Below are 26,845 nucleotides of genomic sequence, written 5' to 3' on the forward strand. Positions count from 1 at the left end.
GGGCAGTGGGGCGTTGACAGGGAGGCAGGAGCGAACCCCCATCATTCCCCAGCTTAGAGCCGTTTCAGCCTGGGATTTTGCATACACGAAACGTTTTTCCGATGAAATCCAACTTTTTTTAAGATTTCGCCGAAAAACGAGACCTTAAAAAACTTCATATAGTCACGATAGGACTGGAATCGGTTGTCTGCACGTACAACTATACGAAAACCAGCCTGGTTTTAAGACCTGTTGCCCTCTGGAAGGCTTGAAGTGGCTACCTGGCACGTGCTACAATAAACAGGCCAGAACGACGTCAGGGATTTTTCGAGATGGCAAGAGACGTCCGAGAGAAAAACAGGTGAGCCGGAAGTGCCACCGAAATTTGTTTAGGAGGAACGGCAAATGGTAGCTCGAAAACCTCGAATCCTGATCGCTGCTCTGATCGTGGCCGTCATGATCAGTGTGGTTCCCGCCAGCGGAGGGCCTATGGCATCGGTTGGCGACCTATTATATAATGGCGGTTTCGAACATGGCTTCGTGGCGAACCAGGCCTGCGGAGGCATGGTTGGTGCCGGCTGGGGATGTTTCAATAATGGTGGTGTGGCTGAGTATGGGTACTACGACGACATGTGGGATCCAGTGGTTTACGCCGGGGAACACTCCCAGCTTATCGAGATCAACACAAAAGAAATGGGCGGCGACAACGACCGCAACGCTGGTATTTTCCAAAGGGTTGCCGTATGGCCAGGAACCGAGTATGAGCTTTCGCTCAAGGGTATGATCCGCGCCGATGACCATGGCGGGGATCCCTGGCGCTATCGGGTGTACGTAGGGTTTGACTACTATGGAGGCACCGACTGGCAAGCGGTCACCGACTGGCGCGAGATGCCCTGGGATGATTATTACGATCGCCTGAGCCCCGGCGCCTGGAGCGGCTATAGCACCAAGGTGGCACCATCGACCGACCAGCTGACCGTATTCGTGCGGGTCCAGCGCAAGTGGGGCACCTGGTACGAGGAGACCGACGTCAACCTGGACGCCATCAGTCTTTTCGGTCCTGTAGCAGCGGTACCTTATCAGAAACCCTACCATGATGGCGGTTATCACGGCGATCCAAAACCTGTGCATCCTCCGGCTGCCATGCATCCTCCGGTTGCTCAGCCGCCGATCGCTCATCCGCCGGTTGATCCGGGCTGGGGAGTTCACCCGCCCAAGCCGCACCCGGAACCGGCCATCGTATGTGATGGTCCCAACCTACTGATGAACGGTGGGTTTGAGTATGGCTTCCAGGCCAACGGCGTGGCCAACTACTGGATGGGCTTCAACAACGGTGGGCGAGCCAACTACGGTTACTACGATGAACAGTGGCCGCCAGTGGTGTCGGAAGGTACCCACGGCCAGTTGATCGAGATCAACACGCTGGACGTGGGAGATCAGACCGATCCCGACCGGATGTCAGGGATCTACCAATGGTTGTGGCTGAAGCCAGGAGCGACGTACGAGTTCTCGGTGGATGCGATGATGCGGGAACGGAACGATCATTCGGACGAGGATTTCTACCGCTACATGGTGGAATGGGGCTACTCGGCCAATGGGTGGACGGATCCTGCCAACATGACCTTCCGGGAACGGGTGCCGTTGGACAACATCTATCTGCGGACGGAGCCGGGAGAGATGCAATCCTACACCACGCGGTTCGCGGCACCGAGTGAGACGACGACGATCTGGCTGTTTGCGTTGAAGAAGTGGGCAACGCTGGAGCGGGAGTTGGATGCAAATCTGGATAACGTGGCGATACGGATGTGTCGTACCCCCGAGCCGGTGCACCCCATCTACCCGATACCGCCGATCGTGCATCCAATTAAGCCGATACCGCCGGTGTATCCGAAGCCCTGCCCACCCCAGGTGGAGCAGCCGACCTACCCGCCCGACCCGGGCTGCCCCGTTAAGCCGGTGCACCCGATTGAGCCGGGCGTGCCAGGATGCACCACCTATCACCAGGTGCAGCGGGGAGATACACTCTCGGGGCTGGCACAACAATACGGTACGACGGTTCAAGCCATTATGGCAGCGAACAATCTTACCAATCCCAATTACATCTACGTCGGCCAGAAACTGTGTATTCCTGGTCAGTCCAGCTGGGACGAAAGCGGTGGAACGAGCGGCCAGGCTGGATATCAAGACCAGGGTTCATACAGTGAACAAGGCGGCGCTGATGCAAATAGTGGCGACGGAAGCTACGACGGGCACGGTGGTCAAACGGACCACCAATACTCCGAACCTCAACAGAGGTCAGATTCGGGTCCTGTGCCCACGGCAACCGAAACCACAGTCGAAATTCCCGGTTCCCCGACTTCATATCGGGTACAAAGAGGCGACACGTTGAGCGGTATTGCTCAACAATTCAACACGACTGTAGAGGCACTGATGGCTCTGAACGACATCGCCAACCCCAACTTCATCTATGTGGGGCAGAGCCTGCGCCTCGGTTGAGCAGTCCTAGTACATCATAGCTAACATCGATACGCAAGGAGGTCTTGGGTCCGGAGCCCAGAAAATGGCTGGACTTTGGCTCCAGGGCCGCCGGGAGGTTGCGATGCCATGAGAGGGTTGGCTCCCCACAAGAGTATTGGCCAGTCTGGCGCTTGCGCCAGCAAGTGTTCGAAGAAGATCGGAAGTACGTGCCCAAGGTCAATCGAGACCCGCGGGCGAGTAGATATAGGTTAATGAAGAAGGAGGATTTCAATGATAGGAAAGAAGGGTCGAAGAGTATGGTTGGTGGTGGCTGTTGTGGCAGCGTTCTCAATGGTTCTCACCATGACCAGCGTGACCTTCGCTGGAGGCGATGATTACGACGGAGCGACCACCTGTGTGGACGGCTGGGTAATCAACCACCGCGAAGTTCCCGTGGATGGCACCGAGTTCGATCCAACCATGAAGGTCTATGCCTTTGGCATGCCTGGTAACACCGATGCTGCTAACCTGCCCGACATGGCGACTCTGGCCTCCAACGCTGCTGAACTGGATGCTATGGGTGCGCCTGCCGGCGGCGACCGCAGCTCCTTCGTCATGGAGATGGCAGAAGTAGGCAGCGATGGATACTTCAAGTTCGAAGATCTGCCTGCCGACTACTACTACACCTTTGCGATGCAGTTGCCGCCGGACTGGGACGGTATCGTTCCCCAGGCCGCTCGCAATGGCATCGCCTGGACTGGTTGGGCCAAGCTCAGCGAGGTCGACCAGGACAAGGAAAAATGCCATCGTATCGTTTTCAAGATCCGCCGCCTGTTCGACGTCACTGTCATCAAGTGGGAGGAACTTCTGGACGGCACGGTGCAGCCTGGCGAAGGCTGGAAGATCGACGTCATTCCCCAGGGTGATCCCTTCGTTCACCCCCAGAATGGCACCACCGGCGCGGATGGCACCGTTGTATTCACCATCACGCCCGGCAAGTGGATGATCAAGGAAACCGTTAAGCCTGGTTGGCAACCTGTCACGCCGCCCCATGTGTATCTAACACTCGATCAGTATGCACCTCCTGGAGCGACGGATCCGGTCATCTTCAAGAACCGGGAACCCGCCTGCTACGGTGAGATCATCGTTGAGAAGAACGGCCTGGGAACTGATGCTGAGACCGGTGACCTGGTCTGGCTCGGACCGCTGGCCGGCTGGAAGATTACACTCACGCGGACTGACGGCAGCATGTATCCTGTGTCCAAGTACACGGATGCCTCCGGCAAGGTGACCTTCAAGGACCTGCGCCCCGGCGTCTACGAGGTGCAGGAATACGTCCAGAGTGGTTGGAAGGCTGTGAGCGACAATCCTCAGGTTGTCGTCCTGGAGAACTGTGAGACTGCCCGTGTGCTCTTCGAGAACGAGGAAATCGCTGGCAAGTTGCAGATCAAAGGCAAGAAACTGTACAACGCATGGGTGCCCCCGTACAAGGGCCAGACCGTTGGTCTCTCCGGTTGGGAGATTACGGCGACCCTGAAGGGCTCCGATCCTGAGCGCAGTGTCACGACCTACACCAATGCTCTTGGTGAGTATGAGTTCACCCAGCAGATGTTGGATGATGCAGGCATGGCCATTCCTGGCGCCACGATCACCGTCTGTGAGGAAGATCGGGATAACTGGATCCACATCACGCCCGACTGTGTCGACGTGACCTTCCCTTATCCCGTGCCGCCTGACTATACGGGTGTGACCGTGAACTTCACGAACATCCAGGATCCGCCACTGCCTGGCACGGGTGCTGCCATGAGCAGCAGCAGCGCTGCCTACACGGGCAGTTCCTGCAGCAGCACTCACGTGGTGCGACCGGGAGAGAACATGTCCTCGATCGCCGCCCAGTACGGCACGTCGGTTCGCGCCATCTCCTCCGCGAGTGGCGTTAGCAACCCCAACTACATTCGTGCCGGCCAAACGCTCTGTGTACAGTAGCGATAGCCGGTCGGGGAGCCAATGCTCCGACGTGTAGGTAGATAAACCTGGCGGGTGGTTCTCTTCGGAGGCCACCCGCCGTTCTATTCTGCGGAGATTGCCGGCGGCCGGTGGGCAGGACGACCCTGCATGGAATAGGGTCCGGTCCACGTGATGTAGATGTCGACCAGTCGTCCTCGCCAGTCCTCCGGGGCACTGAAAAACACCAACTTGTTCTGGCGCGTCCGTCCCCGCCACTTGCCCTTGTGCAAATTCTCCACCAGTACCTCCACGGTTTCGCCCAGAAGTCGGCCGTTGATCTCATTCTGAACCTGTGCCTGCAATTCGTCCAGAGCTCGGTGGCGGTCTACCTTGACATCGTTGGCAATGTCATCCGCCATTCTGCGGGCACTGACTGTGCCCGGCCGCGGTGAATAGCGGGCCAGGTGCGCCTTATCCAGCTTGAGCTCCTCCAGGATATCGTAGGTGCGCCGGAACTGGGTATTGTCTTCACCTGGAAATCCGACGATGATATCGGTGTTGATGGCGGCGCCGGGAACAATCTCCCGGATCTGTTCAACCAGCCGGCGGTAGTCGTCGGCAGTATAGCCCCGCCGCATTGCTTCGAGAACCTGGTCATCCCCTGCCTGGATGGGTACCTCGATATGTTCGCAAACCTTGGGCAGGTCGTGCACGGCGTGTAGAATTTGCTTCGACATGTAGTTGGGGTGGGAGGTGAGAAACCGAATGCGGTAGAGTCCATCGATCTCGTGGACAGCCTGCAACAGGTCTGCAAGATCGGGCCGCTGTTGCGGGAAATCGTAGCCGTAGCGATCGACGATCTGCCCCAGCAGGGTTACTTCCCGCACGCCCTGATTGACCAGATCGCGTAGCTCGGCGACAATCTCGGGCAGTGGCCGGCTGCGCTCGATGCCCCGGCGAAGGGGGATGATGCAGAAGGTACAGGCGTGGGAGCATCCATATACTACTGGCACGTTGGCTGACACCGGCGTCTGTCCATCGCGCCCGAGATGCCGGACCGACTGTAACACGGTTCCGCTGCGTCCGGGCAATTTCCGCTGAGATCCCTGGAAGGGGATCACTGGTTCGCCGATGGGGTCTGCAGGTGCCTGGCCCTGCTGATCCTGCAAAGCGTAGCGCGCCAAAACCTGGCTTTGTTCGAGCGCACGTGACTCGCGCCCGATTTCTTGCGACATGAGATAACCAATCAACGGCCCCGGTTCCGATGGCGGCATGAAAACATCCACCCAGGGGTAGCGCTCGACCAGGGCGGGATTGGGCTTCACACCCACCATGCAGCCCATTAGGCCGATCACCGTTTCCGGCTTGTGTCGTTTGATCGGCAACAGCGAACCCAGCTTGCCGATAGCTTTGTCCTCGGCGCTCTGGCGCACGACACATGTGTTGACCACAATGACGCCGGCGTCGTCGGGGCGATCGGTGGCGTGAAAACCCAGGGCTTCCAGCTCGGCAGCGACATGGCCACTGTCGGCGACATTCATCTGGCAGCCAAATGTATGAATGTGATAGGTCTTGCGCATAAAAAAACCTCCATCGATAGCCGTGATCAACGGGGGCGCGCATAAAACCCTCCGTCGTCTTTCCCTTGTACCAGGGGGCAACGGGTTTCTGTTTTGAACTCGATAGTCTTCTGGCTGCAATTATGGAACAGAGCAGGTAGTTTGGCAAATCCGATCCAATGACACCTTTGGAGCCATATGAGCAAGTGCGTTGCACCTTATACCTGAGCAGTTACAAAAGCTCAGAGAAGATCAGCGACCATCTGCACCGTAGGTCTGCGTAAATCAGCGTTCCTCTGCCTTGTCTTGGGGAAAGGTCAGAAATGAACCGCAGCGATGTCCTGAACGCTGCCGAAGTATCTGTTCCGGCATGTCCAGGTTGAGGCGTACTCGCAAATCGAGGACCGCGGATTGACAGCGGTTTCGAAATGTGCGATAATGAAAGAAGACGAAAGTACTCATAAGTTAACGAAAGGCCGGCAGCGAAGAATGGCAGTGTCCAGGGATCTTTATCTGGAAGAGCGACGCCAACACATTCTCGAGCAGGTCCAGCAGGATGGCAGGGTCTCGGTGACGCAGCTCAGTGAGCTGTTGGGCGTTTCCGAGGTGACCATTCGAAACGACCTTCGGGCGCTGGAAGGCCGGGGATTGTTGGTCAGAACCCACGGCGGCGCGGTGGCTGCCAACGCGAGCGTGATCGATATTGCCCTGTCCCGGCGGCGCCAGCGCCAGATCAGAGAAAAGGTCGACATCGGTATCGCCGGCGCCAATCTAATCGCCGACGGGGACGCCATCTTCCTGGACAGCAGCAGTACCGCACTGGCGATCGCGCAGCAGTTGAAGCAGCGAAACCGCATCACGGTAGTAAGCAATAGCCTTGCCGTGGCCCAGGATCTTCTAACCGTTCCCGGCATTACCGTGGTGATGCCAGGAGGACGACTGCATCCGGATACCGTGTCTCTTATTGGCACCGACGGGCTGGCCTTCCTCAAACAGTTTAATATCCAGATGGGCTTTTTTGGCGCCCATGGCATTGCCTGCCAGGAAGGCCTGACCGATATAAGCGTCGATGAGGCAAACGCCAAACGATCGATTGTCGAGCTGTGCCGCGAGGTGATCGCCGTGGTGGATGCGACCAAGTGGGGACAGGTTGGCCTGGCCTCCTTCGCTCAATTGGACGAAATCGATCTTGTGATCAGCAATCTTGATGCGCCGGCTGACCTGGTTGCCCAGGTGAGGGCCGCCGGGGTCAAGGTTGTCCTTATATAGATTGTCATAACGAGGAGTGTTTATGGCTGTTCCCGTAATCATACAAAAACTCGGCAACAGCGTCGAGAGCTGCCTTCTAATAGAATGGAAGAAGGCTATCGGCGATGCAATCAACGAGGGTGAACCGCTGGCGGACGTAGAGACCGATAAGGCGGTGATGGAAGTGGTCAGTCCTGCCTCGGGGACGCTGTTGGCGCTATTTGCCAGCGAGGGCGATGAGGTTCCGGTCCTGAGCAATGTGGCCGCCGTCGGTGAACCAGGCGAGGATGTCGAACACCTGCGGCCTGCTGGCGGCGAGGCAGAAGGTACTATCGACCTGTCTGCGCCATCCTCTGAGATGGCAGCAGCTGGGGAACCTGGTACCCTGGCCCACGAAACCACGCCGGCCCCGGAGGCAGGAGTAGCGGCCGGGATATCACCTCGAGCGAAAAATCTGGCACGGGACAAGGAAGTGGATCCGGCGAATCTTCTGGGTAGCGGTCCTGGTGGTCGCGTTATCGAGCGGGACGTGGTTGCCGCGCTTGCCCTCCAGCCACGGCTCAGTCCCGTGGCACAGGCCATGGTAGATACCGGCGAATTCCAGGCGCCCGATCGGGGCAGCGGTCCTGGCGGGCGGGTCATGAGCAATGACCTGATGCCAGCTGAAACGCCGCAGGTTCAGGCAACCATGCCAACACCACAAGCGACTGCCGCCGACGACATTGAGATCATTCAGCTGAAGGGTATGCGCAAGCTGATCGCCGAACGGATGTTAAGCTCGCTGCAGACCACGGCTCAGCTTACCCTCAATGCCTCGGCCGATGCTCGAACGATCCTTGATTACCGCAAACGATTCAAGGCCAGCGATGAGAGGCTGGGCCTGCAGAAGATCACGATCAACGACCTAATTCTCTTTGCAGTCTCTCGAACATTGCCCGAATTCCCGTCGCTAAACGCGCTTTTCCTGGAAAATGAAGTCCACCGCTATCGGCCTGTCCATCTTGCCGTTGCGGTGGATACGCCTCGGGGCCTGGTGGTGCCGGTGATCCGGCACGCCGACAGCCTGAGTTTACAACAGCTCTCGCAGGAGGCAAAACGCCTGGCGCAAGCCACCCTGGACGGACGGATCAGCCCCGATGAATTGACCGGTGGCACTTTCACAGTCACCAATCTGGGCAGTTTGGGCGTAGAAAACTTCACGCCGGTGCTCAATCCACCGCAAGTGGGTATCCTGGGCGTCGGCAACATCAATCTGAAGCCGGTCCAGGTGGATGATAAGGTGGAATTTGTGCCTCATATTGGACTTTCGCTGACCATCAATCACCAGGTGGTTGATGGGGCGCCGGCAGCCCGGTTTCTGCAGGCACTGTCGGCCGGGTTGGCCGATATTGGGCTGCTGTTGGCGCTATGACATAAACGATTTCGGATAGCCATTTAAAGGGTTTTTAACCTAAATCAGAGGGTAATCATGACCAAATTGATCACTATCGACCCCATCGAGATGCGAAAATCAGGCTCAATCAGCGCGCCAAAGGTGCCGGTTAATGCCTACAAGCCCGACCCCAAAAAAGAAGCCAAAAAATACGGGTCGGAAGCATTGGTCCGCATTTACCGCGATATGGCCGTCATTCGCGAGTTTGAGACCATGTTGGACCGTATCAAAAAGGAAGGGGCCTACCAGGGAATTGAATATAACCACCGGGGCCCGGCTCACCTTTCCATCGGCCAGGAGGCAGCTGCCGTCGGCCAGAGCTATCACCTGACTCCCGATGATTTCATCTTTGGATCCCACCGCAGCCATGGTGAGATCCTGGCAAAAAGCCTTTCTGCCATTGCCAAGCTCGACGATGAGGCCCTGATGGCCATCATGGAAACCTATATGGATGGCGCTCCGCTGCGCGTCGTGGAGCAGTTTGCCGGTGTCAACGGTACGGTAAAACAGCTTGCGATCAACTACACCCTCTACGGCACGCTGGCCGAAATCTTCGGCCGCGCTTACGGATTCAATAAGGGCATGGGTGGCTCCATGCACGCCTTTTTCCCTCCCTTTGGCGTGATGCCCAACAATGCCATCGTGGGTGGCTCGGCCGATATCGCGGTGGGAGGCGCCCTTTTCAAGCGGGTCAATCGCAGGCCAGGCATCGTGATCGCCAACATCGGCGACGCTTCCATGGGCTGTGGTCCGGTATGGGAGGCAATGATGTTCGCCGCCATGGACCAGTACCGCACACTTTGGCCCGAGAAGGTCGGTGGCGCACCACCCATGCTCTTCAATTTCATGAACAACTTCTATGGCATGGGCGGCCAGCCCATGGGCGAAACCATGGGATTTGGTGTGCTGGCCCGGGTGGGCATGGGTGTCAACCCGGAAGCCATGCACTCGGAGCGCGTGGATGGCTATAATCCGCTGGCTGTGGCCGATGCCATCGAGCGCAAGCGCAAGGTTCTGGAAGCAGGCCGGGGCCCGGTGCTGCTGGATACGATCACTTATCGCATTTCGGGCCATTCACCCTCCGACGCCTCGGCTTACCGCACCAAGGAGGAAGTCGATCTCTGGCATGAGGAGGATTCCCTGGCAGCCTTCGCTCAATACCTGCTGGAGAACAACCACGCCGACGAAGCGCAGTTGGAGGCACTACGCGGGGAAATCACCGAACGCACGACCCAGGTGCTGCGGGCTGCCGCGTCGCAGGAGACTTCGCCGCGGATCGATACGAGCGGGGACGCGATCGGCGAAATGATGTTCTCCGACGGTTTTCGGGACCGTATGGCTGAAGGTGAGCCGGAAGTCCTGAAACCGATCGAAGAAAGCCGTTTCAAGGTGACCTCGCAGAAGAATCGCTTTGGCCTGGACCAGGATGGTACGCCACTGCCCAAGCTGCGCAGCCTGACCTATGGCGAAGCCCTGTTTGAGGCCATGCTGTACCGTTTCTACCAGGATCCTACCATGGTGGCCTACGGTGAAGAAAACCGGGATTGGGGCGGCGCTTTCGGCGTCTACCGCGGCCTGACCGAAGTCCTTCCCTACCACCGGCTCTTCAACACGTCGATCTCGGAGGGCGCCATCGCCGGCACGGCGGTGGGCTACTCGATCAGTGGCGGGCGGGTGGTGGCGGAGTTGATGTACTGCGACTTCATGGGCCGCGCCGGCGACGAGATTTTCAATCAGATGTCCAAGTGGCAGGCCATGTCGGCAGGTGTGCTGACCATGCCACTGGTCCTGCGGGTGTCGGTGGGTTCCAAGTATGGTGCCCAGCATTCCCAGGACTGGACCTCCATCGTTGCTCACATTCCCGGCCTCAAGGTGATGTTCCCGGCAACGCCCTACGACGCCAAGGGCATGCTCAACCTGGCGCTGCGCGGCACCGATCCGGTGGTCTTCTTCGAGAGCCAACGCCTCTACTCGGAACCGGAGACCCTGGTGGCGGGTGGCGTCCCTGTCGATTACTATGAGGTGCCCATGGGTGAGCCTGCCAAACGGCGGGAAGGCAGCGATGTCACCATCGTGACCGTTGGCGCCACGCTTTACCGTGCCCTGGAGGCCGCTGAGATATTGCAGGACACCTACGATGTATCGGCCGAGGTGATCGACGCCCGCTTCATCAATCCGCTGAACTACGGTGCCATCGTGGAGTCGGTGAAAAGGACGGGCAAGGTTGTCTTGGCTTCGGATGCCTGCGAGCGGGGCTCCTTTTTGCATACCATGGCGTCCAACATCAGCCAGTTGGCTTTTGATTATCTGGACGGCCCGGTGGTGGTGGTGGGCGCCCGCAACTGGATCACGCCGCCGGCCGAGATGGAAGATGCCTTCTTCCCCCAGACCGAGTGGATCATCGACGCCCTGCATGAACGGGTTCTGCCCCTGCCAGGGCATCAGGTGAGCACGAGCCAGTCGACGGAAGTGATCCTTGAGCGCAACCAGCTTGGCACGTAGGACCGTGGACTGATTTCGTTTGCGCCAATCTGGCAACCGGGATTATAATCAACGCGCGCGTCCGCTGAGCTTCAGCTATCATTGATTCCCAGGGAGAAGAAACATGGATAAACCCAATGTAGCCATCATCGGTCTTGGCTTCGGTGCCGAGTTCATTGCCATTTATCAGGCGCACCCCGATGCCAACATGTATGCTATCTGTCAGCGAAATGAAGAAAATCTGAACAAGATCGGCGACGCTTTTGGCATCGAAAGACGTTATGCCAACTATGAGGATGTGCTGGCCGATCCCAGCGTCGATTTTGTTCACATCAATTCACCCATCTCCGACCATGCCTGGATGTCCATCGCCGCGCTCGAGGCGGGCAAACACGTCTTCTGCACCGTGCCCATGGCTACCACCATCGCCGAGTGTGAGCAGATCGTCGATCTGGTGAAAAAAACCGGCTTGAAGTATATGATGGCCGAAACCGTGGTCTACAGCAGGGAGTTTCTCTTCATTAAGGAACTGTACGAGAAGGGCGAACTGGGCAAAATACAGTACATGCAGGCATCGCATCCGCAAGATATGGAGGGTTGGCCTGAATACTGGGAGCGCATGGTGCCCATGCACTATGCCACCCACGTGGTCTCGCCCGTGCTGGGGCTGGTGGATGGCCTGGCCGAGTACGTCTCTTGCTTCGGTTCCGGGACCATCGATCCGCGCCTGTCTGCGAAATCGGGCAGCGCCTTTGCCGTGGAATCCTGCCACATCAAGGTCATGGAATCGGATGTCGCTGCCCATATCTGGCGCACTCTCTTCGACACTGCCCGTCAATATCGCGAATCCTTCGACGTGTATGGCACGAAGAAGAGCTTTGAGTGGGCGCTAATCGAGGGCGAGCAGCACGTGATTCACACGGCAAAGAAGCCTGAGCCAGAGATTCCCGAACGCGTATCGGTACCCGACTATGCCCACCTGCTCCCGCAGGAGATTCAGCCTTTCACCTCCACCATCGAAGACGCCGAACATCTCTCCTTCATCCAGGGCGCTGGGCACGGCGGCTCCCACCCTCATCTGGTCAATGCCTTTGTCTCGGCCCTGGTGGAAGACAAGCAGCCCTGGCCGAACGCTGTCACCAGCGCCAACTGGACCTGCGTCGGCATCTGCGCCCACCAATCGGCCCGCAAGGGGGGCGAGATCGTTCAATTGCCCGAATTCACGCTTGAAGGAGTTTGAGCGTGAAAGGGAAAACGATCCACCTGCACCTGGCCGTCTTCAATGGCAAAAACAGCGCTGAAGCGGCGCTGGGGCAGGTGCCCAAGCGTGATCCAGATATCGCATCTGCCGTGGTCATGGAGAAGGACGCAGATGAACGTGTCCAATTCCGCGACGTGGGCCTTACGCCCAAGAAAGGTGCCGTGGGCGGTATCGTCCTGGGTGGTATGATCGGTCTGCTGACCGGAGGTGCGGGCCTGGCGCTGGCGGCTGCGGGCGGGATACTGGGAAGTCACCTGGTCCAGAAGAAACAGGTCGAACAGCTGGAGCCCGAGCGTCTCAGCCAGGTGGCCGGTTCTCTGGGGCCTGATTCTTCGGCCATAATCGGCATCAGCAAAAATCGCCTGGACGTCCAAATCGCCGAAATGCTGGAAGCCATGGGGGCGGAACTCTATGAAACCACCATTTCCGGTAATGCGTCCGGAGAAATGGAAGAGCACGCCGACGAGGCGTATGATGCCCTGTTGGCTGCGTTGGCCAAAACGACCGGCGGCCAGACCAGGTTATCCATTCCCTACCCGAAAATCCATGTGGTCCTCAACCCGGTCTCCGGCAAAGATGAGCCGGTCATCAACGTTTTGAACAGGGTATTCAACAAGTATGGAGTTGATTGGGATATCAGCATCACGCGCAAGTATGGCGATGCCACCGAGTTCGCCCGCCAGGCCGCGGAGAGTGGGTTTGATCTGGTGGCGGGCTATGGAGGGGATGGCACCCAGCACGAGATCGCCAATGGCGTGATGGGAACGGGGGTAACCATGGGCGTGTTGCCGGGAGGTACGGGCAACGGCTTCGCCAATGAATTGGGCATCCCCAAGACACTGGAACCGGCGGTGGAACTGCTTTGCACCAGCCACAACCAGCGCAAGATCGATGTGGCGCAGTTGGAGGATGGTTACTTCATTCAGCGGCTTTTCACTGGCATTGAGCCAGACGAACAGACCAGTCGGGAGGACAAGGACAAGTATGGCACGCTGGCCTACTTGAAACGCGATATCAATCGTTTGAGTGAGATCCAGGACATCCCCTATCGCCTGACGATAGATGGCGAAGTGATTGAAGTGATGGGACACAAGTGTTACGTGGTCAACTCGGCCAAGGCGGGTACCGGACTTTCACTGGCCGCCGGCTTCACGGTTGATGACGGGATTTTGGATGTGTTCATTCTCAGCCAGGACCTCGATAGCATTGACGCTGCACTGACGCGTTTTCTCGACCTGGACAACCCAAAGGCGGGCGAATACTACTGGCGCGGGCAGGAGATTCGCATCGAGGTGGAGCCGGACCAGCCGGTGTGGACCGACGGCGAGTACACCGGTCGCACGCCTGTTTCTATCAAGGTGCTGCCTGCCGCATTGACGGTGGCAGTGCCGTAAACGTGACGCGTGGTTCGTTTTCCGTTGGCAAGTCAAAAGTTCGATCTTTTTTCAGAGGGGACATCCATGAGAGAACCAGATCCGCACCGCCCGGGACAGGTACTAAAAACGCCGGGAGCGGCGGCCGTTGCCGGCATCATATTCGCTGTATTGATGATCACAAGCTATGTGTTACTTTTCATTGCAGTGCCACTGGATCCTTTCGCGTCGATGGAGCAATTTCAGAGCCAGTTGGACCTGGTTTCCCTGTCATTGGGCCTGGTGCCCTTCGCCGGGATAGCGTTTCTGTGGGTCATGGGAGTCATCCGTGACCGATTGGGCCAGTTCGAGGATCAGTTTTTCGCCACCTTATACCTGGGAAGCGGTCTTTTATACCTGGCGATGACGTTTGCCGCCGCAGCCACAGCCGGTGGGTTGTTATTAGTCTACGGTCATGATCCAGGAATGGTGCTCAATAGCGACGCCCACTATTTTATCCGGGCCATCACCTACAAGTTCAGCAACGTGTTTGCTATTCGTATGGCAGGCATGCACATGCTGGTGTTGGGCACGATCTGGTTCCATACAAGGACCATGCCCCGCTGGATGGCATTCGTGACTTACGCGCTGGCCCTGGTGCTGATCGTCGGCATTGGGTATTGGCCCTGGGTGACGTTGGCCTTTCCTGCCTGGGTGCTCGTCACCAGCCTCTACATCCTGTTTTTGGACCGGCATGGCCAGGGAGTGTTGGAAGAGGTGGATATCAGCGCCGATCGTATTTCAAAAACCAGTTGAGGAGAACCATGACGAACAACGGCTCATCTGGATTCCCGCTACATATCGATCGTAATCACTTGCCTGAACCAGAGTGGGACTATCCCAATGCAAAGATTGAAGTCCTTGCCAAGGACTCGACGCCCGACTTCCCACCGGAGAAGGAGGCGCCGGAAGGGGCGCCCAATATTCTGCTTATCCTGCTGGATGACGTGGGATTCGGTTGGCCCAGTGCCAACGGCGGATTGGTGCGCATGCCGGTGGCCGAACGATTGGCTGAGAATGGCCTGTTCTACAACCAGTTTCATACCACGGCGCTCTGCTCGCCGACACGCGCAGCCATGCTGACCGGGCGCAATCACCACTCCGTGGCTACGGGCATTATCCAGGAGATGGCGACCGGCTATCCCGGCCACAGCGGCATTATTCCCAAGAGCTGCGCCACCTTCTCCGAGCTGCTGAAGCAAGCGGGGTACACCAACGCCTGGTTCGGCAAAAACCACAATGTGCCCGATAACCAGACCAGCGCGGCCGGTCCGTTCGGAAACTGGCCCACCAACCAGGGGTTTGATTATTTCTATGGTTTCATTGCCGGCGAGACCGACCAGTTCTACCCCTCGCTGATCCGCAACACGACGCCGGTCGAGCCGCCCTATGGACCGGAAGAGGGCTACCAATTGACGCGCGATCTGGCTGACGAATGCATTGGCTGGATCCGCGAGCAGAAGGCGATTGCCCCGAAACGGCCGTTCATGGCTTATTTCTCCACAGGCTCCGCCCACGCACCGCACCAGCCGCCTTTGGACTGGCGCGGACGCAATGAAGGGCGCTTCGACATGGGCTGGGACGAGTATCGCCGCATCGCCTATGAAAAGCAGTTGGAGATGGGCATCATTCCTCCTGGCACGCAGTTGACCGAACGCCCAGAGCAGATTCCCGCCTGGGACGACTTTTCGGAAGAGGAGCAACGGCTCTTTGCTGTTTAAGCTGAGAATTTCGCAGACTTCCTGGAACATACCGACTATGAAGTCGGCCGTGTTGTCGATGTGATTGAGGAGATCGGCGAACTTGATAACACACTGGTGATTTACATCCTGGGCGACAACGGCTCCAGCGCTGAGGGATCGCTGGTAGGCACGCCCAACGAACTCATGAACCTGAACGGCTCGAGGTCAATGGTTACCAGCAGCGGCCGATCGAAGGCACAAGCATGGCCTACACATTTGCCTCCGAAAACGCCGGGACGCCGAGCACACGCACGAACCAATATTTCGAAATGCTGGGCAACCGCGTCGAGTGCTCCCTTCGGTCGCACTCAGTACACCTGCGCAGGGCCATAGGCGCAGTGTGCAAACTGCGTGACTCCAGTTAGAAAAAACGGGTGAGACCCAGCGCGCCGATCCAGAGGAAGTAGATGCCGATGAGGGAAAGTGAAAGGGTAATCACGTGACGCAATGCGCCATTGACCCATCTGTCGGCTGCTTCCAGGTGAGTGCGAGCGCTCTCCGGACGGATAAAAACGAAAAGGATTGGCAGTAGTAGCATCAGGCTGGAGAGAAGCAGAAACAGGCCGAAACCGAAAACCTTGGTTGGGGGCTGAACTGGCATCGCCATGAGCTGGCTTACACCGGCGATGGTGAGAATCCATTGGTTCATGCCCCCGGCGGCCCAGACAACGCTGAACACAAGAACACTTCCGGCGCCGATGCCGGCGACCCTGTTGGAAATCCCTTTCGCAGCGCTATTGCTTTTGGAGTTGACGCTGCGCAAGCGGCGACCCGTGTAATACAGGAGCAGGATGGCGGCAGCGATCAGGAACAGGTTAACCAACCCGTGCCGGCCCGAGCTGATATCTGTGCCGATTTGTGCCACTGCCGATTGCACCGTGCCGGCAATATCGGTCACCAGATCACCCATGGCTGCCGCCGCGCCTGCAAAAAAAACGACGAACACGGCCGCGACCAGGACCCGGAACAACGCAACGCCTCCCACCAGACCGGAGGCTTTTTTTGTGCCGTCATCCTGGCCCAGCAGGAATACTGTGACACCAAACTGTAGAGGCAGGAAGCCCACGGTAAGGGCAAGCAGGACTATCGTGAGCCATCGCTCGATCATGGGGCCTTCTTTTTGAGATCGTTTGGTAAACTGGTTGGGCTATTCTACCATGGTTTGCCCTGTCTTCCCATCGCTGGCCAGAGGCCCAGAAGGCCAGGACGAATTCGACGCGGTGAGGCTGGGACGTTGCAACTCGGCGACCCCGGGACTCTGAAACTTCGACCCACCGACCTACCCTCACTTGCAGCAGGCTACCGGATACGCCTGGTCGCATATTGCCTGCGTGTAACCGGATCCGTTCTCTTTCAGGATCGTGCCATAGCCTGCAGTGCCGGTCCAGCCGTTGCAGTTTTGCGCATAGAACCAGTTCCCCGATTGGGCGTCGTCGATGCCTTGCCAGAAATTTTCAACCGTCTGGTAGGTCATTGAACCCTCTGGCAGGGTTGCCGAGGTACGGCGGATGTTGTCGATCCAGGTGGCAGGCATAGGTGTCTGGAACGTGACGCCGCTGACGAGCAGTGCCGAGCTGATTTCCTGCAGCGTGCAGAAATGGGAGTCTGGGTCGACGGCGCGACACAGGGTACCCATCCCGGCCCGCGCGTCAGTGGCGTCGCCGCTGGTAGTCTGCGCCGTACTGAAAACGGACAGCGTCCCGCGCGGGCTGCCACTCGTGTTCCAGGAGGAGGCAACTGCCTGGATATCCAACGTGTCGATACGCCCATCGGCGTTGACATCGCGCACCGGGTAATATTCCTGTGCCGCGACTGCGCCGGCAAAAAAGATGGCGCCGACCACGAGCAGCGCGGCCAGCGTCCCGAAAAAACTTTGCTTTAGCGGTGACATGGTATCCTCCGTGAACAGGGATATCGCGAAGGATGGTCCTTCGTCGATGACATTGTAGCAGTCGTCGTGATCTGTTCATGAGTCGATTGTACCACAATCTGTGATACCGTGCACCCGTCTTTCTTGGTGGATCCGCCTGCCAGACCTTGAAGCAGGCTATTTCAGGGGCCAGGTCGGTGGACTCCTCGCGTGCACCCCGGAGGATCCCGTAGCCGGGGGAGTGACATTGCAGAGAAACTGTCATTCCCGCGACCGCCAGGAGGAGAGCCGGGGTCCGCGCGGTAGCTGGGCGAGGCGGTCGGCGGGGATCCATTATCCTGGCGTTGAGAGGGGCTCTCTTCTTGACCAGGTCGATGGACTCCTCGCTTGCATCCCGGAGGGGCCCGCAGCCGCGGGAGTGACGGTTCTGTGGTGAGGCTGGGACGCGGCGACTGTGCGACTCTGACCCTTTGATTCCTCCTGCCGGCGTTTACGAGCCGAATGCGCCGGCGACCATCATTAGATCCGCGATGTCGGTCACGCCGTCGCCGTTGGGATCGAAGCAGGTTCGGTACAAGGTGGGATTGTTCCAACGGGTGGCTCCTGATGATGTCGGCCACAACAATCGTGCCCGCCAACGTTGGATCGGTGGCGCCAGCAAGGTGAACATCCCGGGTCGGTCGAAACGGTAGGCCGGCGCCACGAAGCCTCGGTCTTTGCGCGTGGAAAGGCCGGGGAATGGTTTGTCTGGTCTTAGTATGTGGGGTGTGTGGCGGGCATTATATGCACAAATGGAGGAATCCGGAAATCGCGCTGCTGACCTATTGCTTCAGAAATCACGAATGGCGCCAAAAAAAGCCTGGCAAAGGGGAATGTGTCGGCCACCGGAAGGCCGGAAGGAAGGAGTCGAGGCTGTGCGCGGCCCCCTTTTCGGGTTAGCCGGGCGGACAGGACGAAAAGAAACGGGACGGGTCGAAACCCGTCCCGCACATGAACGACTCCGGGAAGAAAAAAAGCCGCCCTATTTCACTCTGAATGCCATGATGATGGCAAAAATGCCACCCACGATGGCCAGGATACCCACCACCCAGGGCAGTGCAAACGTAGCAGCGCCGACATTGAAGAGCAACCAGGCACCGATGACGATCGATACGGCACCGAGGATTCCGGCTCCCCAGCCAGCACCCTGAAATGCCTGGATCAGGCCGATAATACCGACGATGATCGCCTGGATTGCCAGAATGATGACCAGAACCGATCCCACGACGAAGGGGCTCCAGATGGGGTGGTTGAGTACGACGATCCCCGCGATGATTCCGAGGACACCGGCGAACAGTTTCCAACCCCACGCTGTGTGGTCGAGGAACATCGCGACGATGTAAAGAATACCTCGGATCAGCCAGTAGATACCGAGGACCTGAATGAAGATAACAGTAGTGGCTGCGGTGTTGGTCAGGAAGAGGATACCCAGGATGATCAAAGCGATCCCTTCGATCAGAATCAACCACCAGGGAGTTCTGCTCTTTTCCTGCACCGGAACTGAAGCCGTTGCGGTCATGTTGATGTCTCCTTTCGTTCAATTGGAACGATCTATTGATAACTGCTGTCCGGCTGTTTCGGATAGCACAGTAATTATACCAGAGCTCGTCGTATTTTGCGAGCAGGGAAAAAGTGCTTGGGATATGGGTTACGGGTGATTTGACAACTTCTCCCTGCTGAATTACAATGTGACTTCTTGGTCACATGACTGCGAAGTCACATCCTGTCAGGCCCATTATGCCCAAACAGACATTCTTCAACCTGCCGGAAGAAAAACGACAACTGATCGTGGACATCGCAATCGACGAGTTCGCGCAAAACGACTACGCCAATGTGTCGATTTCCCGCATCGTGGCCCGCGCCGGCATCGCCAAGGGCAGTTTCTACCAGTATTTCGAGGACAAGCAAGATCTTTTCGGCTACCTCTTCGATTTGATAGTCGAAACGAAGTCTGAGATGTTTTCTCTGGACCATCCTGATCCCAAGCGTGTTGGCATCTTTTCCTACATGCGCTGGCTGCTGGAGACCAGTTTGCAGTTTGAGGCGCGTTATCCTCGCTTCAGTCAGATCGGTTATCGTATGCTGAAGGATGGCAGTCAGGCGGAGGCAATGGTTGCCAGGGCGAGGGCAGGTTCCCGGCAGTTTTACCGCCAACTGGTAGCGCTGGGCAAAGCCCAGGGCGACATCGCTTCCGATATTGACGAAGAACTGGCAGCCTTTATTTTCGATCTGTTTATCTCCGATCTGGGACGATATATGCTGCAGCGGGTGACCGCGGAGCGCGGCTCTGATTGGCAGGGCCAACAGCCATTTTTCGAGTTCCCCGAAGTGAGAGCAACCTATGAGCAGGCCCTGCGAATACTCGAGTTCGGCATGAGTACGAATGGACAGGTTTAGACTGTTTGCGAAGGAAATGAAACAATGGGCACCTACTTCAAGTTAGCATGGCGTAACATGTGGCGCAATTGGCGGCGTACGGCCATTGCCCTGGTAGCCATCGTCCTGGGTTTGATTCTGCTGCTTTTCTTCGACGGCATGTTGATCGGCTCCGATCAGGCCATCTTTGGCAACGCCGTGCGCCTGTATGGCGGCAACATCCAGGCTCACCAGCCCGGCTTCAGGGACAAGGCCAGCCGGCTTCCCATCCTGCCATTGTCCGATGCCGATGCCGTGGTGACGGGCGCCACCGCCCAACCGGAGGTTGTTGCTGCCGCCAAACGTATCAACACCGGCGGCATGATCAGCAGCCACGAGGGCTCCTTCCCCGTGGTGATCACCGCTATCGAGCCTGCCATCGAGGAGCCGCTGAGCATTCAGGCCGAAAACGTGGCTGAGGGCCGCTACTTATTGCCCGATGAGGGCGATGCTATCTTCATCGGTCGGGGCCTGGCTGATCTATTGGACGCCGGCGTGGGCGACCGCGTCAACCTGTTGGGACGCAGCAAGCAGGAAGAGATGCGGCAGCGCACCATGACCATCGTCGGCATCTACGACCTGGGCATGGCTGCGGCGGAAAAGGGCACTGTATTCATGACCTTGCCCGAGGCACAAGATCTTTATAATCTTCGCGATGAGGTCACCGAGGTGACCATCAATCTGGATACTATTGGCAAGGAAGCGAGCGTGATCGCCGCGCTGCAAGCCGCGCTGCCCGGCTACGAGATCGACTCCTGGGACACCTTGAGGCCGGAGATCCGGGAGACCATCACCACCAAGCTGGCCTTCACCAGCGTCTTCGGATTGATTGTGATCTTCATCGCCAGCATCGGCATTCTGAATATCCAGTTGATGGCGGTGTTCGAACGCACCCGGGAAATGGGCGTGCTTGCGGCACTGGGCATGAAAGGGCGACAGATCATGGGTCTGTTCATGTTGGAAGGCACCATGATCGGCGTGGTTGGCGCGGTGATCGGCTGCGTTCTCGGAGTCGCGCTGCTGGCGCTGGTGGGGCAGAAGGGCATCGATTACTCCTTTGCCTCCGATATCGGAGGCGAGATGATCGCCCTGATGGGCGACCGCATCTATCCCAGCATTACCCTGTCCGATGTCATCAGCCGCGGTATCACTGTCACGATAATCGTGATGATCGCTTCACTGTACCCGGCCTGGCAGGCGTCGCGCAAGGAGCCTGCGGAAGCCTTGCACCATGTTTAGGTAACAGTGGTCAGTAACCGGCGATCGGAATACGGATTACCGGTTGCGGAATACCGATCATTGGACACTTGAAAGAGGATAACTACCAATGGCACTCGGCAAACTCTGGACCATCGCCTGGCGGGATCTGGGGCGCAACAAGCGGCGCTCATTGTTCTCGATACTCGCTGTTGCTCTCGGCCTGGCTTTGTTGATCGTATTGAACGGCTTCATTGCCGGCATGGTGGAAGGCGCATTGCAGAATTCAATTCGCCTGGAAACGGGACACGTGCAACTGCGGGCAGCCAGCTACGAGGAAGAAAAAACCAGCCTGCAATGGAAGGACCTGCTGGATAACCCGCAGGGTTTGACGGAGCAGGCGAATGCCATGGACGAGGTAAAGATCGCTGCCCCGGTCCTTTGGGCCAGCGGCTATCTCAACACCAGGGATGAGGCGGTCGGTATACGCATTTTCGGTGTGGACACCACTTCTGGCCTCTACCAGCCATTCAGGGAGGCGATGGTTGAGGGAGAGTTCCTGGACGCCGACGACCGCAGTGGGATCCTGATTGGAAAGCGCCTGGCCGATAGCCTGGAGTTGGGCGTTGGCGACACTGTGAACCTGGCGGTAATCAACTCAGACGGCCAACCAGACGAGAGTCCCTTCACCATTCGCGGTTTCTATTCCACCGGGGTTTTCAGCTACGATGACAGCGCCGCTTTCATGCCGCTGTCGAAGGCGCAGGCATTTACCAACACCGGCGGGCGTGCCAGTGCGGTCACCATGTTGCTCAACGAGCAGGAGAACGCCGAAGCCGTGGCAGCGGCCCTGCAAAGTCCGGGGGTCAGCGCGCTCACCTGGCGCAAGTTGAACGAAGTGTTCCTGGTCACCCTTGATGCGGCCCTGAGCTTCTACGTCATCATCTACGGCATCGTGATTTTGATCGTGGCGGTCATCATCGCCAACACGCTGCTGATGGCCGTCTTCGAGCGCATCCGCGAGGTGGGAATCCTGGCTGCGCTGGGTATGAAGGGGCGTCAGATATCGCTGATGTTCCTGATCGAGGCTGCCATTCTTGGCGTGGCAGGTGTTTTGCTGGGCAACATTCTCGGCTCTGCCGGCGTGGCCTATCTGGCCAGCTCCGGGATTTCAACAGGTGAGACCGGCGCTGTGGCCGCGGATATTGCCATCGGCGCGACCATGTATGCCAAATTCGATCCCGGCGGCATGTTTTCCCTGTCGGCGTGGACCCTGATTATCACGCTGTTGGCCGCGCTCTACCCGGCCTGGTATGCGTCGCGCCTTGAACCGGTAGAGGCGCTGCATTCCTTCTAATTGTCAATCCACTCCGCTTCGCTGCGGGACCCTGTGGTCGATTGTCAATGCGAGCAGAAACCGTTGGCAACTGGCAATTGCCCGATGACCACAGACGATAAATCCTTGTTCCTGGAGAACAACAATGGAAATCATCCAACTTGAGAATGTCGTAAAATCATACCAGATCGGCGAGGTTGAGACCCGCGCGTTGGACGGCGTCAGCCTGACCATGGCGGATGGAGAGTTTACGGCCCTGGTCGGCCCTTCGGGCTCGGGAAAGACCACCATGCTTCAATTGATAGGCTGTCTCGACCAACCCAACAGCGGCATTGTCAGGATCAACGGACAGGATGTGACCGGGCTCAGCAAAAACAAACGCGCTGATCTTCGCAAGGAAGATATCGGATTCATCTTTCAGTTCTTTGCCCTGATTCCGGTTCTCAGTGCCTACGAGAATGTGGAACTGCCACTGCTTCTGAACGGCGTCGATGGTAAGGAACGGCGAGATCGGGCTATGGGCCTGCTCGACAGCGTTGGCCTGGCCAATCGCGCCGAGCATCGGCCCGATCAGATGAGCGGCGGCGAGCAGCAACGGGTGGCTATTGCTCGCGCCCTGGCGCCCAAACCGGTGATGGTTCTTGCCGATGAGCCCACTGCCAACCTGGACACCGAAAATGGCAAACAGGCGATGGATATCATGCAGCGTCTTAATCAGGAAACGGGCACTGCGTTCGTCTTTGCCACCCACGACCCGCGCGTCATGTCGTATGCCCGGCGAGTGGTTACCCTGCAAGATGGCCGGGTTGTGGATAACGGCCTACAGAACTGAGGCGACCACCTATGACTGGCAGACGATGGCTGATTGCGGTGCTCACGTTGATTGCGATCAGTGCGGGTTGTACGCAACAGGAGACACCAACCCCTCTTCCCTCGGCCACGCCGATTCCTGCGATTGCGATCAATCCCGTCGACGGATCGGCCAGAGCCTCGGGCGAAATTGTTCCCGCCAGGGTAGCAGCGTTGGGCTTCCCTGCGGGAGGCAGATTGCGGACCCTGGAGGTCGAGGTGGGTGATCGGGTGGCGACGGACGCATTGCTGGCCCAACTTGATGCCGTTGCGGCAGAAGCGACCGTGGCCCAGGCCCGGGCGGCTCTCTTGAGGACAGAGGCGTTGCTGGCCGAACTGCAGGCTGGCGCGCGACCCCAGGAGATCGCGGCAGCCCAGGCACGGTTGGAGACCGTTCAGGCTCACCTGACGCAACTCAACGAAGGTGCCCGGGCTGAGGAGATCGCCGCGGCTGAGGCGAACCTGGCTGCGGCCGAGGCAAGGCTTCAGCAGCTATTCAGCGGGCCGCGGGAGGCGGAGCGCATCCAGGCCCAGGCGGCGCTCTCCAACGCGGAGGCGGCGCGCCAGCAGGCTCAGGCCGCCTATGATCAGGTGGCCTGGCGGTCCGACGTGGGGACGCTGGCTGAGAGCCGCCAGTTACAGGAAGCGACCAACAACTACGAGGCTGCCCAGGCTCGCTACGACGCCTTGTTCGCCGATCCCGATGCCGACGACGCGGCAGCAGTTCGGGCGGAGATCCAACAAGCCCAGGCTGCATTGGACGGCTTACAGGCATCTGCCACGGCAGGACAGATCGCTGAGGCCGAGGCGCAGGTGCGGGCGGCTCAGGCGGAACTGGATTTGCTCGCAGCGGGCGCCCGGGCGGAGAGTATAACGGTTGCCCAGGCCGTAGTAGCTGAAGCCGAAGCGGCCGTGCAACGGGCTGAGGCCGATCTGGCCAATTCGCAGTTGCGCGCGCCCTTTTCCGGCACCATTTCAGCGCTGGAAGGCAATCCTGGCGAGATGGTCTTGCCCGGTCAGACTGTGTTGACCGTAGCTGACCTGGAGCATCTCCAGGCGGAAACCACCGACCTCAGCGAGCGGGATGTGGGCCGGGTTTCGGTGGACAAGCCGGCCACTGTTTTTGTGAAGGCGTTGAACAGCCAAGTGCCAGGCCGGGTGCTGCGGATTGCGCCTCAGGCCAGTATCATCGGCGGGGATGTAGTTTACACCGTCGTGATTGAACTCGACGGGCAACCGGCCGACCTTCGCTGGGGAATGAGCGTGGATGTGGAGATACACGAAGAGTGAAGTGGTGGTTGATGGGGGGACAGGTAGGCAGGGAAACAAGTGAAGCGGCGGGCCGACCAAAACCGACCTGCCGCTTTCGTTTGTGCATTTCGTAGGACGCGTCTCGATACCTATAGGTGCAAGTGTTGGAAATTGCCCTCTGCCATTAACAATTGATCATTGACCACTGGCAATTGACAATTTGGTCGTCTGCCGCCCTACCAGCTGTGACAGCAATCGGTGTGGTGGGGCATAGGCGGCACGCAGCCGCCGGCCGGCCGGTTCTTGAACACCACCGGGTTCTGGGCGCCGGGCGGGGCGTATTGGTCGAGAGTGAGGTACATGCCGGCAGGAGTGACCGGGATCCACCCCGGCTTCAGCCATTCTGTGATGTACCAGGTACCGGGCGTAACGGTGAAAAACACCGTGCCTGAGGCGTCAGTTGTACCCGTCTGTGGATGGACAAAGGGATCGTTGTAGGGGGTGAAGGTGATGTCCCATCCTTCTCCCCGGGCAACGGTGCCGTCCGCTTGATCCTCCCATTTGATAGCGGGAATGTCGAAAAGGCGCCTGATCTTGAAGACAATGCGGTAGGCGCACTCCTGGGCTTCAAGGTGGGTTGGACCGGTCTCGGCTACACCGGAACGTTCCGCCAGGGGGATGATGCTGTCCCAATCGGTGGGAAGCTGAAGCACGAAGTTCCAATCGCCTGGCTCCAGCCCCTCAAATCGAAAATAGCCATCGGCGCCCACAGGAACCACGGCGGTGGCACCCTGGCTGTTCTCAGCGCATATGAACAGCTCGGGGGAAGTGCGAGTCCCGTCCACGGGCCGCTCCCGATGGTTGATCACCCACCCGTCAACCGAGACCGTGCCGTTGGATGCTTGCTTCTCATACGAAGTGGCGATGGTTTCGCCTGCGTACGCATCCTGACATCCCCCGGGTTGCTGCAGAAGATGGGATGCGGCGAAGGCAGCGCTACCGGTCGTCAAAAAAAGGGCGACGACAAGAACCAGTACGGCGAGCGTGCGGTGTTTTGCTTTCATGGCTGCTCCTCCTTTCCATCTACCATTATCGATTATCAACGGTTAATTGTCAACTGCTGTCCCATTTTCCTTCTAACGCCAATGCTAACGCATCCCTAGCGACTGCCTGGTAGAGTGTAGGCAGCTGATTCAGGAATGGTTTGAGCCAACTGGCGGTTCAGAGGAGGAAATGGTATGTACAGCATCTGGCACAAGATCCCGCGAACGACGATCGCAACGATCGCAGGTTTTCTGATTGTCATTGCCCTTTTGCCGGGCAGTGCTGCAATCGTCACGGCAATAGGCCATCCGGCCGCCTCTCAGGAGGCCACCTGCCCGTCGCGGAACAGGCTGGCGGTGAACGAGGGCGTCGAACTCCGCGATGTTTCGTCGGCAGACCTGCGAAGCGGACCCGGATTGGATGCCACATTAGCGCGTGACGGGCGCAGCCGATCGTCTTTGAAAATTCAGGCCAGGGAGATATGGTATGTGCTTGAAGGCCCCGTATGTCGGGATGGCGTGAACTGGTGGAAGCTTGGTCTGCGAAACACTGTCGGCTGGGTGAGCGAGGGCAACTCTATTGCCGGCTACCGCCTAACGCCCGTGGGGCTTCACAGCGGCGGTGTGAGGCATACTGCCAGCATGGCTGTCTGTGGATCGGGCGATCACTGGAATCTCCGCGTGGGCGACATTGTAGCCATCGCAGGTGCCGGGCCTTTGGTGGTTCGAAATCAGCCCCATCTGTACGCCAACCAGATCGGCTGGCTCTATCCGGGCGTTTCCGTACGTATTCTGGATGGGCCTCGGTGTGTCAAGGACACGACGTGGTGGTTCATCGAATCGAACGATGGCGCATATGTTTCCGATGCCGTCAGGATTCGGGGCTGGATCAGCGAGGGCGACTCAGAAGGTAATCCACCGGTGCGTCTGCTACCGATTAGTGCGGATATTCTATTGAGTGAGATCCCTTCGCTTGCGCCGGAACGCACGTGCGAATCCGCGCTAACCACGTTCGCGCGACCCATTCTTGGCAACCTTGTCTCTTAGCCAACCCATCTACATAATTCCAAGCCATTCGTACGGGCGACCCATTCTTAGCAACTTTGCTCTCGCGTGCTGGCTACCACGCACATCCGTTCGATTTTGGAGGATGCTGGGTCGGATAGTGAGAGAGAATACGATCAGTTCGTTTGTGTCGAGCGACTCCATTTGAGCAGTTACATGGTCAAAACAACGTTCCACCCCAGGAACAGAACGACGAAATGCAACAATTGCCATGCACCTGTCACGTATCAAATACCTGGGTCCTTCGGCCCAGGGCGTGGCT

The 26,845-nt window shown here is 58.2% G+C and carries 19 protein-coding genes and 1 pseudogene; 15 read left to right on the plus strand and 5 right to left on the minus strand.

The annotated features are described in order from the left end of the window. Nucleotides 1–384 precede the first annotated feature (384 nt). Together U9R25_08495 and U9R25_08500 are read left to right on the plus strand one after the other, a co-directional pair. Entirely contained in the window at nucleotides 385–2,475 is a 2,091-nt protein-coding gene (locus U9R25_08495; protein ID MEA3335933.1) for a LysM peptidoglycan-binding domain-containing protein, read from the plus strand. Between the two features lie 252 nt (nucleotides 2,476–2,727). Further along, on the plus strand, nucleotides 2,728–4,422 hold the full coding sequence (locus U9R25_08500; protein ID MEA3335934.1) for a SpaA isopeptide-forming pilin-related protein: 1,695 nt from the start codon (nucleotides 2,728–2,730) through the stop codon (nucleotides 4,420–4,422). An 83-nt stretch (nucleotides 4,423–4,505) separates the two neighbouring features. Here U9R25_08500 and U9R25_08505 read toward each other — a convergent pair whose 3' ends face one another. Beyond that, nucleotides 4,506–5,963, minus strand: a complete 1,458-nt coding sequence (locus tag U9R25_08505; protein ID MEA3335935.1) for a MiaB/RimO family radical SAM methylthiotransferase — start codon at nucleotides 5,961–5,963, stop codon at nucleotides 4,506–4,508. A 417-nt stretch (nucleotides 5,964–6,380) separates the two neighbouring features. Between U9R25_08505 and U9R25_08510 the strand changes: the two genes are divergently transcribed. The 7 genes and pseudogenes from U9R25_08510 to U9R25_08540 all read left to right on the plus strand — a co-directional run bounded on the left by U9R25_08510 (nucleotide 6,381) and on the right by U9R25_08540 (nucleotide 15,851). Beyond that, complete coding sequence (locus U9R25_08510) at nucleotides 6,381–7,211, plus strand: DeoR/GlpR family DNA-binding transcription regulator (GenBank protein ID MEA3335936.1); 831 nt, start codon at nucleotides 6,381–6,383, stop codon at nucleotides 7,209–7,211. Between the two features lie 22 nt (nucleotides 7,212–7,233). Continuing rightward, entirely contained in the window at nucleotides 7,234–8,601 is a 1,368-nt protein-coding gene (locus U9R25_08515; protein ID MEA3335937.1) for a dihydrolipoamide acetyltransferase family protein, read from the plus strand. A 57-nt stretch (nucleotides 8,602–8,658) separates the two neighbouring features. Further along, the gene (locus U9R25_08520; GenBank protein ID MEA3335938.1) at nucleotides 8,659–11,124 is read left to right on the plus strand and encodes a thiamine pyrophosphate-dependent enzyme; all 2,466 of its coding nucleotides are present in this window, start codon (nucleotides 8,659–8,661) and stop codon (nucleotides 11,122–11,124) included. 103 nt (nucleotides 11,125–11,227) lie between these two features. Continuing rightward, entirely contained in the window at nucleotides 11,228–12,343 is a 1,116-nt protein-coding gene (locus tag U9R25_08525; protein MEA3335939.1) for a Gfo/Idh/MocA family oxidoreductase, read from the plus strand. Between the two features lie 2 nt (nucleotides 12,344–12,345). Beyond that, nucleotides 12,346–13,758, plus strand: a complete 1,413-nt coding sequence (locus tag U9R25_08530) for a diacylglycerol kinase family protein (GenBank protein MEA3335940.1) — start codon at nucleotides 12,346–12,348, stop codon at nucleotides 13,756–13,758. Nucleotides 13,759–13,824: 66 nt separating this feature from the next. Beyond that, nucleotides 13,825–14,532, plus strand: coding sequence for a hypothetical protein (locus U9R25_08535; GenBank protein MEA3335941.1), 708 nt, complete (start codon nucleotides 13,825–13,827; stop codon nucleotides 14,530–14,532). Nucleotides 14,533–14,540: 8 nt separating this feature from the next. Further along, a pseudogene (locus U9R25_08540) lies at nucleotides 14,541–15,851 on the plus strand (sulfatase-like hydrolase/transferase). A gap of 28 nt (nucleotides 15,852–15,879) precedes the next feature. On the opposite strand, the gene U9R25_08545 reads toward U9R25_08540, so the two are convergent. The 3 genes from U9R25_08545 to U9R25_08555 all read right to left on the minus strand — a co-directional run bounded on the left by U9R25_08545 (nucleotide 15,880) and on the right by U9R25_08555 (nucleotide 18,946). Continuing rightward, nucleotides 15,880–16,626 carry a GAP family protein gene (locus U9R25_08545; protein MEA3335942.1) on the minus strand — a complete coding sequence of 249 codons (747 nt, stop codon included), beginning with the start codon at nucleotides 16,624–16,626 and terminating at the stop codon, nucleotides 15,880–15,882. Nucleotides 16,627–16,803: 177 nt separating this feature from the next. Then, nucleotides 16,804–17,409 carry a hypothetical protein gene (locus tag U9R25_08550; protein ID MEA3335943.1) on the minus strand — a complete coding sequence of 202 codons (606 nt, stop codon included), beginning with the start codon at nucleotides 17,407–17,409 and terminating at the stop codon, nucleotides 16,804–16,806. A gap of 1,000 nt (nucleotides 17,410–18,409) precedes the next feature. Further along, on the minus strand, nucleotides 18,410–18,946 hold the full coding sequence (locus tag U9R25_08555) for an HdeD family acid-resistance protein (GenBank protein ID MEA3335944.1): 537 nt from the start codon (nucleotides 18,944–18,946) through the stop codon (nucleotides 18,410–18,412). A 218-nt stretch (nucleotides 18,947–19,164) separates the two neighbouring features. Here U9R25_08555 and U9R25_08560 point away from each other — a divergent pair, with 218 nt between their 5' ends. The 5 genes from U9R25_08560 to U9R25_08580 all read left to right on the plus strand — a co-directional run bounded on the left by U9R25_08560 (nucleotide 19,165) and on the right by U9R25_08580 (nucleotide 24,514). Further along, entirely contained in the window at nucleotides 19,165–19,824 is a 660-nt protein-coding gene (locus tag U9R25_08560; GenBank protein ID MEA3335945.1) for a TetR/AcrR family transcriptional regulator, read from the plus strand. Nucleotides 19,825–19,848: 24 nt separating this feature from the next. Continuing rightward, nucleotides 19,849–21,081: an FtsX-like permease family protein gene (locus tag U9R25_08565; GenBank protein MEA3335946.1), complete on the plus strand. Its 1,233-nt coding sequence runs from the start codon at nucleotides 19,849–19,851 to the stop codon at nucleotides 21,079–21,081. A gap of 88 nt (nucleotides 21,082–21,169) precedes the next feature. Beyond that, nucleotides 21,170–22,396 (plus strand): ABC transporter permease, encoded by a 1,227-nt coding sequence (locus tag U9R25_08570; GenBank protein ID MEA3335947.1) that lies wholly within the window; start codon nucleotides 21,170–21,172, stop codon nucleotides 22,394–22,396. A 124-nt stretch (nucleotides 22,397–22,520) separates the two neighbouring features. After that, entirely contained in the window at nucleotides 22,521–23,207 is a 687-nt protein-coding gene (locus U9R25_08575) for an ABC transporter ATP-binding protein (GenBank protein ID MEA3335948.1), read from the plus strand. An 11-nt stretch (nucleotides 23,208–23,218) separates the two neighbouring features. Beyond that, on the plus strand, nucleotides 23,219–24,514 hold the full coding sequence (locus U9R25_08580) for an HlyD family efflux transporter periplasmic adaptor subunit (GenBank protein MEA3335949.1): 1,296 nt from the start codon (nucleotides 23,219–23,221) through the stop codon (nucleotides 24,512–24,514). A gap of 197 nt (nucleotides 24,515–24,711) precedes the next feature. Here U9R25_08580 and U9R25_08585 read toward each other — a convergent pair whose 3' ends face one another. Then, the gene (locus tag U9R25_08585; protein ID MEA3335950.1) at nucleotides 24,712–25,539 is read right to left on the minus strand and encodes a hypothetical protein; all 828 of its coding nucleotides are present in this window, start codon (nucleotides 25,537–25,539) and stop codon (nucleotides 24,712–24,714) included. A gap of 174 nt (nucleotides 25,540–25,713) precedes the next feature. Between U9R25_08585 and U9R25_08590 the strand changes: the two genes are divergently transcribed. Beyond that, nucleotides 25,714–26,565 (plus strand): hypothetical protein, encoded by an 852-nt coding sequence (locus tag U9R25_08590; protein MEA3335951.1) that lies wholly within the window; start codon nucleotides 25,714–25,716, stop codon nucleotides 26,563–26,565. The last annotated feature ends 280 nt before the right edge of the window (nucleotides 26,566–26,845 follow it).

The organism is Chloroflexota bacterium (assembly GCA_034717495.1).
Taxonomy (GTDB): Bacteria; Chloroflexota; Anaerolineae; order JAAEKA01; family JAAEKA01; genus JAYELL01.